This window comes from Mesorhizobium sp. M1E.F.Ca.ET.063.01.1.1, from assembly GCF_003998155.1.
Taxonomy (GTDB): domain Bacteria; phylum Pseudomonadota; class Alphaproteobacteria; order Rhizobiales; family Rhizobiaceae; genus Mesorhizobium.
Window position 1 is genome coordinate 1 of record NZ_RZSC01000283.1, and the last position, 7,110, is coordinate 7,110.

Annotated in this window: 7 protein-coding genes and 1 pseudogene; 4 read left to right on the forward strand and 4 right to left on the reverse strand. The window is 63.3% G+C overall.

The window, feature by feature from the left end; all coding sequences use genetic code 11:
• Window positions 1-510 (forward strand): FtsX-like permease family protein (locus EOA29_RS19730; protein ID WP_127221323.1); only part of this gene is annotated, 510 nt, incomplete at its 5' end.
• Window positions 511-536: 26 nt separating this feature from the next.
• Here EOA29_RS19730 and EOA29_RS19735 read toward each other — a convergent pair.
• On the reverse strand, window positions 537-1,013 hold the full coding sequence (locus tag EOA29_RS19735) for an Lrp/AsnC ligand binding domain-containing protein (protein WP_126093181.1): 477 nt from the start codon (window positions 1,011-1,013) through the stop codon (window positions 537-539).
• Window positions 1,014-1,162: 149 nt separating this feature from the next.
• On the opposite strand from EOA29_RS19735, the gene EOA29_RS19740 reads away from it, so the two are divergent.
• Window positions 1,163-2,260 (forward strand): 1-aminocyclopropane-1-carboxylate deaminase, encoded by a 1,098-nt coding sequence (locus EOA29_RS19740; RefSeq protein WP_245464641.1) that lies wholly within the window; start codon window positions 1,163-1,165, stop codon window positions 2,258-2,260.
• A gap of 80 nt (window positions 2,261-2,340) precedes the next feature.
• Here the strand turns inward: EOA29_RS19740 and EOA29_RS19745 are convergent.
• Both EOA29_RS19745 and EOA29_RS19750 read right to left on the reverse strand, forming a co-directional pair.
• Window positions 2,341-3,072: pseudogene (locus EOA29_RS19745) on the reverse strand (hypothetical protein).
• Window positions 3,073-3,076: 4 nt separating this feature from the next.
• Complete coding sequence (locus tag EOA29_RS19750) at window positions 3,077-4,189, reverse strand: endonuclease/exonuclease/phosphatase family protein (RefSeq protein ID WP_126093179.1); 1,113 nt, start codon at window positions 4,187-4,189, stop codon at window positions 3,077-3,079.
• 167 nt (window positions 4,190-4,356) lie between these two features.
• Between EOA29_RS19750 and EOA29_RS19755 the strand changes: the two genes are divergently transcribed.
• Complete coding sequence (locus EOA29_RS19755; RefSeq protein WP_126093178.1) at window positions 4,357-4,959, forward strand: BA14K family protein; 603 nt, start codon at window positions 4,357-4,359, stop codon at window positions 4,957-4,959.
• Window positions 4,960-5,131: 172 nt separating this feature from the next.
• Window positions 5,132-5,416 (forward strand): PilZ domain-containing protein, encoded by a 285-nt coding sequence (locus EOA29_RS19760; protein WP_127221324.1) that lies wholly within the window; start codon window positions 5,132-5,134, stop codon window positions 5,414-5,416.
• Window positions 5,417-5,465: 49 nt separating this feature from the next.
• On the opposite strand, the gene EOA29_RS19765 is transcribed toward EOA29_RS19760, so the two are convergent.
• Entirely contained in the window at window positions 5,466-7,109 is a 1,644-nt protein-coding gene (locus EOA29_RS19765) for an ABC transporter ATP-binding protein (RefSeq protein ID WP_245468494.1), read from the reverse strand.
• Window position 7,110 lies beyond the last annotated feature (1 nt).

Here is a 7,110-nt window from a genome sequence, read left to right on the forward strand (position 1 = left end):
GAACTGCAGCCGCGCGTCGAGGACATCCTGCGTGACACGCGCCGCATCACGCCGGACCGCGATCCCGATTTCTCGATCCGCGACATGACCCAGATCGCCGACGCGATGGCCAGCGCCACCACCACCATGACCGGCATGCTGGGCGCGGTCGCCGGCGTCAGCCTGCTGGTCGGTGGCATCGGCATCATGAACATCATGCTGGTGTCCGTCACCGAACGCACGCGCGAGATCGGCATCAGGCTGGCGATCGGCGCGCATGAGAAGCACATCCTCATCCAGTTCCTGGTCGAGGCGACCGTGCTGTCGTTGCTTGGCGGCATCATCGGCATCCTGATCGGGCTTGCGCTCGCCGGCCTTGCCTCGGCGACGTTGACCATACCCTTTGCGCCGAGCCCGGCAGTCATCCTGCTCGCCGTCGGTTTCTCGGCGCTGATCGGCGTGGTGTTCGGCTTCTTCCCGGCGCTGCGCGGCGCAAGGCTCGACCCGATCGATGCGCTGAGGCATGAATAGGCTGCGTCCTTGGGTTGCAGAGCCCGTCAAAACGGAAGCCGCGCATTCTCCTTGACCTCCTTCATGACGAAGAAGGTTCGGGTCTGCCGGACGCCCGGCAGCGCGATCAGCTTCTGCCCGTGAAGCTTGTTGAAATCCGCCATGTCCCGAACTCTTATCTTCAGCAGATAATCGAAGTCGCCCGCCACCAGATTGCAATCCAGCACCTCCTTGAGCTTGAGCGCGGCCTCTTCGAAGGCGGCGAAGCTTTCCGGGGTGGAACGGTCGAGCACGACGCCGACCATCACCAGCGCGCCAAGCCCTACCGCGGCGGGCGCGATCTCCGCCCTGACCCCGGTGATATAGCCCTCTTCGAACAGGCGCTGCGTGCGCCGGTGGCATGTGGCGGCGCTGACATTCACGCGAGCCGCGAGCTCCGCATTGGTCAACCGTCCCTCGGCCTGAAGGACCCGCAGGATCTTGACGTCGATGCGGTCGAGAGCTGAAGTGGAAGATTCTTCCATTTGAGCGGTTTTCAATGAACGATTACCGCAATCTTAGCGCATTTTCTTGTAGAACAGCAAAAATCCTGAGAGAACCTTCGAGAGCACCTTTCGCTCTAATTCGTCTATCCTCTGCCTATCGAAAGAACGACCATGGCGGAGGCAAATCGATGTCACTTCTCGAAAAGTTTGAACGGTATCCGCTGACCTTCGGCCCGACGCCGATCGAGCATCTGCCGCGTCTGAGCGCGGCGTTGGGCGGGAAGGTGCAGGTCTACGCAAAGCGAGATGATTGCAATTCCGGGCTCGCCATGGGCGGGAACAAGCTGCGAAAGCTCGAGTATATCGTGCCGGACGCTATTCGCACCGGTGCCGACACGCTGGTATCGATCGGCGGCGTCCAGTCGAACCATACGCGCCTGGTCGCGGCGACGGCGGCCAAGATCGGCATGAAGTGCGTGGTGATCCAGGAAAAATGGGTCCCGCACTATGATGCGGTCTACGACCGGGTCGGCAACATCCTGCTGACGCGTCTGATGGGCGCGGACAGCCGGCTTGTCGACGACGGCTTCGATATCGGCATCCGCAAAAGCTGGGAGGATGCAATCCAGTCGGTGAAGGACGCAGGCGGCAAGCCCTATCCGATCCCGGCCGGCGCCTCGGTGCATAAGTTCGGCGGGTTGGGCTATGTCGGTTTCGCCGAGGAGGTGGCCAGGCAGGAAACCGAGCTTGGCTTTGCTTTCGACTACATCATCGTGTGCGTCGTGACCGGCTCGACGCAGGCCGGCATGATCGTTGGCTTCGCCGCGCAAGGCCGCGCCGACCGCGTGATCGGGATCGATGCCTCGGGAACGCTCGCCCAGACCCGTGCCCAGGTCCGCCGCATCGTCGACGACACCGCCGCCCTTGTCGGGCTGGGCCGCGCCGTGCGCGACGACGAAATCGTGATCAATCCCGACTATGCCTATCCGGCCTATGGCGTTCCCTCGGAGGCGACGAATGACGCGATCCGGCTGGCGGCGCGCACGGAGGCCATGATCACCGATCCGGTCTATGAGGGGAAGTCGATGCAGGGCCTGATCGATCTGGCCAGGAAAGGCTTCTTCCCCGAAGGTTCGAGAATTCTTTACGCGCATCTTGGCGGCGCGCCCGCCATCAATGGCTACAGCTACTATTACAAGGACGATGGCCCAGCTACAGTCCTCGCGGGCAAGCCCGGCGTCCCGGCGGTCGCGCCGGATGACGCGTTGGCTCCAATCTTTCCATAGTCCGGCTTCCGTCCAGGTGGCAGGCCGGCGATGGGTTGACGGGGCGCGGGAGTATTTTCGCGCGCCCCTGCAAGGTAACATTAAAGGTCGGAGTTCTCGTCGCTCTCCGCAAAATGCCATTCGATGAGCGGCTTCATATGGCCCATCAGCCCGTCCGGTAGATCATCGGCGCTGCGGATGACGACCGGAGCTTCGATTTCGGGTTCGGTTTCGGCGGCAACGAAATCACTGATGCGCCGCACGATTTCATCGGCCGGCTCGGCGACCCGGTAGCGACGGAAGATCACCGTGCCGTTCGCTGTCGAAAGCGCGTATCAGCGCCGTCCGCGCTGAGCCGCCGACAGGTCGAGCCCTGTCTCCTCGCCCACTTCGCGGATCATGTTGAAGTCGACATCGACGAGGCCGTCGCGGAAATCGATCGGCTCGAAGGAGCCGGCGGCGAAATAGACGCGGCCGGCGTTCACCGTATGCGAGCCCATGCGGATCGCCACCAGCGCATTGTCGCCGGCAACCAGCACGGCATGCGCATAGGCATGCTCGGCGCCGCTCCGCTCACGGTTTTTGCGCCAGAGCATGAAGGTCGAATACTTCACGGCATGGCAGCGGCCGACAAGCCGGCTGTCGCGATAGGCGAGCGCCGAAAGCAGCACCACGGTGCCATCGTAGAGCGCCGGCTTTGCTGCCATTTCGCGCTGCCAGTTTTCGGCAATCGCTGCCTCGTTGTCGCGCTCGAAGGGATGAGAATTTGAGTCGAGCCGTACGTCGACCTCGTCGACGGGCAGAATGACGTTGCGTGGCAGGTCGAAACTCACGGGCTCACGCCATGTCCAGGTTGATCACCACCGGGCAATGGTCGGAGGCCTTCGGCCTGTCCCAGCCGGCACGCGGGAAACGTTCGACTTCCTGCCCCGGCGGAAAGATGGTGCGCCAGGGCTGGCCGTTGCGGATGATGTCCGGAACCGCCGTCGCGTTCTTCGCGGCAAACGCTTTCGACAGCAGGATATAGTCGAGCTGGCAGAGATGCCGCTCTTCCGGTCCACGTGTGTGGTAGAAACTCCAGCGATCCATCTCCGGCCGCCGCTCGACGACATTTTCGCAGAACCCGCCGGCGGTCAGAACGCTGATAGCGGACTGGGCTTCGTCGACCACCTCGAAGCGATAGCCGTCGAAGCTGTCACCTTCGATCTTCACGCGCTGGCGATAGTCGTTCATGTCGCCGCAGATCGCCCAGCGCTTGTCCGCCGCATGATCCTTGCCGAAACGCTCCTCGATGATACGGCGCACGGCCTGCGCCTCGGCGATGCGCAGCGGCATCGTCGCCTCGCGGCCGTCGAGCCCGTTGCGCGGCGAACCCATCGATTTGAAATGCACCAGATAAAGCGTCAGCGGCACGCCGCCTACCGTCACGTCGATTTCCAGACAGTCGCGCCTGAAGATACGCTCGTTGGCCAGGAACCCGAGCGCCGCCAGTTCCGGCGTGAACAGGTCGAACTGCTCGAACGTGACATAAGCGTGGCTGGTCATGCGCACGAACTCGATCGGCTGGCCCTGCGCGGTCTCGCTGCGCATCATCACCGCGACATCGATGCCGCGGGCGTCATTGCCGGTGGTGGTGAATTTCTGGCGGTAGCCCTGCCCGATCATCTTGAAGAGATAGCCATATTCGAAGGCCTTCAGCGCCTCGATGTTGTCGACCTCCTGCATGCAGATGATGTCGGCGCGGGTTGCCGCTATGGCGAGCGCCGTCAGTTGGCGGGTATCGTCGGACTGGGCGATGGCGCGCGCCTGTTCCAGCAGCCTGTATTCGGCCTCGCTCTGGATGTCGAACAGCGCCAGCGTACGGTCCTCGTTGAGCTGGTTGCGATAGCCGGAAAAATCGAACCTGTTCATCAGGTTCTCGACGTTGAAGGTGGCGAGGCGCAGCGACATGGCCGAGACCTTTGCCCGCAAGCGACGGCGAGCACAAGAGCCAGGCGCATGCCCGTCATGGTTGACGGAACCTTTCCGTTCATCTTCCGTTCAGACGAAAAGTTCCATCAATAGGCCCATTCCCGGGGTGTTTCTGGGCGTGGGGCCTTTACTCCTTGGAGAGTGAAATGAAACCGCTCTTGTCTTCCCTCGGATCCGGGTTGATGACCTTGGGTCTTCTTGCGGGCTTGGCGGTGCCGTCGATTGCCGGCCCGATCCTGCAGCCCGATCTTTCGACCGCGACCAATGCGACCGCGCCGCAAATCATCCCGGTCCGTGACGAATGGGCCGGCGGCAACAACTACTCGCCGCAGATGTATGACTGGCGCTGGCGGCGCGGTGGCGAGTGGCGCGGCCGCGACTTCAGGTGGCGCGGCGACAACTTCCGCAGCCGCCATTTCTCCCGCAACTGGGATGGCGGCGATTGGAATGGCGACTGGCGCTGGCGCCATCACCGCCATCATCGGCATTTCAATGATGGTGACGCCGCCCTGCTTGGCTTAGGCCTCGGCCTGGGCCTGGGCAGCTTGGCCTACGGCAACTACTACGATCCCTACTATTATGATCCCTATCCGCGCTACTACCAGCCGCGGCGCATCTACCGGACCGAGCGGCTGTCCAGGGCCCATGTCCAATGGTGCTATGACCGCTACCGCTCGTATCGGGCCTGGGACAACACGTTCCAGCCTTACTATGGCCCGCGCCGGCAGTGCATTTCGCCCTATATCTGAGCCCGTCGACAGGAAGAATGAAACGGCGCCCATCGCGGCGCCGTTTCTATTTCGGCAAAAAGAGATCGCTTGCGGGGGCAATGTAACCCTAAATTTAGCAGGGACATCTATCCGTGATGCGGTGCCACCGCATGACGATCGTCATGTTGCGATCCGTTAGGACTTGCCCGCCATGGCTGAGAACGAGTCGAGAGACAAGCACCGGCAACGCGTGCTGAAAGGCGCGGCGATTCTGACCGGCGTCAACAATTCCGAAGTCAAATGCACGGTGCGCAACATGCATCCCGGCGGCGCCGAACTGAAAGTGGCACCGGAATCGCGCGTTCCCGATCATTTCCTGCTCTACGTTCCGGTCGATGGCGTGGCCTATCGGGCGGAAGTGCGCTGGCGGCGCAACGACCGCGTCGGTGTCAAGTTCACCGGTATTGAGCCCAAGCCCAAGCTGCACTACGGCTGACTGTCCGCAAGGCAGGAAGGCATCCGGCCGAAGCCGGATGCCTTCCGTTTCACGCGACGAGCCCTTTGGTCAGTTCGAGCGCCTGGCGCTCGAACAGCCGCCGGTAGATGCCGCCATTGAGTCGGATCAGCTCGTCATGCGAGCCTTCCTCGACGATGCGGCCGCGGTCGAAAACCAGCAGCCGGTCGAGCGCACGCACGGTCGAAAGCCGGTGCGCGATGACCAATGTCGTGCGCCCGACCATCAGCCGCTCCATCGCCTTCTGGATGAGCACCTCCGATTCGGAATCGAGGCTCGATGTCGCTTCGTCGAGGATCAGGATGCGCGCATCGGCCAGGAAGGCGCGCGCGATCGCCACACGCTGGCGCTCGCCGCCCGACAGCTTCACGCCCCTTTCGCCGACCAGGGTTCCGTAGCCCTTGGGCAGATTGGCGATGAAATCGTGCGCGCTCGCGAGCTTCGCCGCATGCTCGATCTCGGCCTGCGTGGCGCCCGGCCTTGCGTAGGCGATGTTCTCGGCCAGCGAGCGGTGGAACAGGATCGGCTCCTGCTGCACGATGGCGATCTGGCTGCGCAGCGATGCCTGCGCCACCTGCGAGATATCCTGGCCGTCGATCCGGATCCTGCCCGCGTTCACGTCATAGAGGCGCTGGATCAGCTTGACGAAGGTCGTCTTGCCCGATCCCGAATGCCCGACCAGTCCGATGCGTTCTCCCGCCGCGACTTCGACCGAAAAGTCGCGATAGAGCGGCAGCCGATGGTTGCCGTAATGGAACGTCACCTTGTCGAACGCGATGCGGCCGTCGGTGATCCGGATCGGCGGCGCACCGGGCCGGTCCTCGATGCCGAGCGGCTCCGACCGGAAGTCGACCAGTTCCTCCATGTCGTTGATCGAGCGCTGCAGGTTGCGGATATGCGTGCCGATGTCGCGCAGATAGCCTTGCAGGACGAAGAACGACGTCAGCACGAAGGCGACATCGCCAGCGCTCGCCTGCCCCCATGCCCAGAGCATCAGCGCAAGGCCGATCACCGCGGCCCGCATCAGAAGCAGCATCGTACCTTGCGTGGTGCCGTTGAGCGTGCCGCGAACCCAGGTGCGGCCCGTGCGCAGCCGCCATTTGGCCACGACCCTGGCAAGGCGCGTCTCCTCGCGGGTCTCGGCGCCGAAGCCCTTGACCACCGCGTTGCAGCTCACCGCATCGGCCAGCGAACCGCCGACGCGCGTGTCCCAACTGTTGGCAAGGCGTGCCGCGGGCGCGACATAGCCGAGCGACAGCATCGTGGTGACGGCAATGAACAGCACCGAGCCGATCGCGACCACCAATCCCATCATCGGCCAGAACCAGCCGAGCAGCAGCGTCGAGCCGACGAGCATGACGAGCGACGGCAACAGCGCGATCAGGATCGTGTCGTTGAGCAGGTCGAGCGCCCACATGCCGCGCGTGATCTTGCGCACAGTCGATCCGGCGAAGCTGTTGGCGTGCCAATCGGTCGAGAAGCGCTGCACGCGGTGGAAGGCGTCGGCGGCAATGTCCGACATCATCTTCAGCGTGAGTTCGACAATGCCCATGAAGGCGGCGTTGCGCAGCACAACGCCGGCAAGCGCCAGCGCCATCAGGATCGAGAACGCCGTCATTGCGGCGTGCCACGCAACCTCATCGGCGCCGGCGCTGCTGGCGACTGCATCGACCAGC

What these genes read in the sequence shown, in the direction of transcription:
- EOA29_RS19755 (WP_126093178.1), top strand. Translation starts at nt 4,357, where the DNA reads ATGAAACCGCTCTTGTCTTCCCTCGGATCCGGGTTGATGACCTTGGGT.
- EOA29_RS19740 (WP_245464641.1), top strand. Translation starts at nt 1,163, where the DNA reads ATGTCACTTCTCGAAAAGTTTGAACGGTATCCGCTGACCTTCGGCCCG.
- EOA29_RS19735 (WP_126093181.1), bottom strand. Translation starts at nt 1,013, where the DNA reads ATGGAAGAATCTTCCACTTCAGCTCTCGACCGCATCGACGTCAAGATC.
- EOA29_RS19750 (WP_126093179.1), bottom strand. Translation starts at nt 4,189, where the DNA reads ATGTCGCTGCGCCTCGCCACCTTCAACGTCGAGAACCTGATGAACAGG.
- EOA29_RS19760 (WP_127221324.1), top strand. Translation starts at nt 5,132, where the DNA reads ATGGCTGAGAACGAGTCGAGAGACAAGCACCGGCAACGCGTGCTGAAA.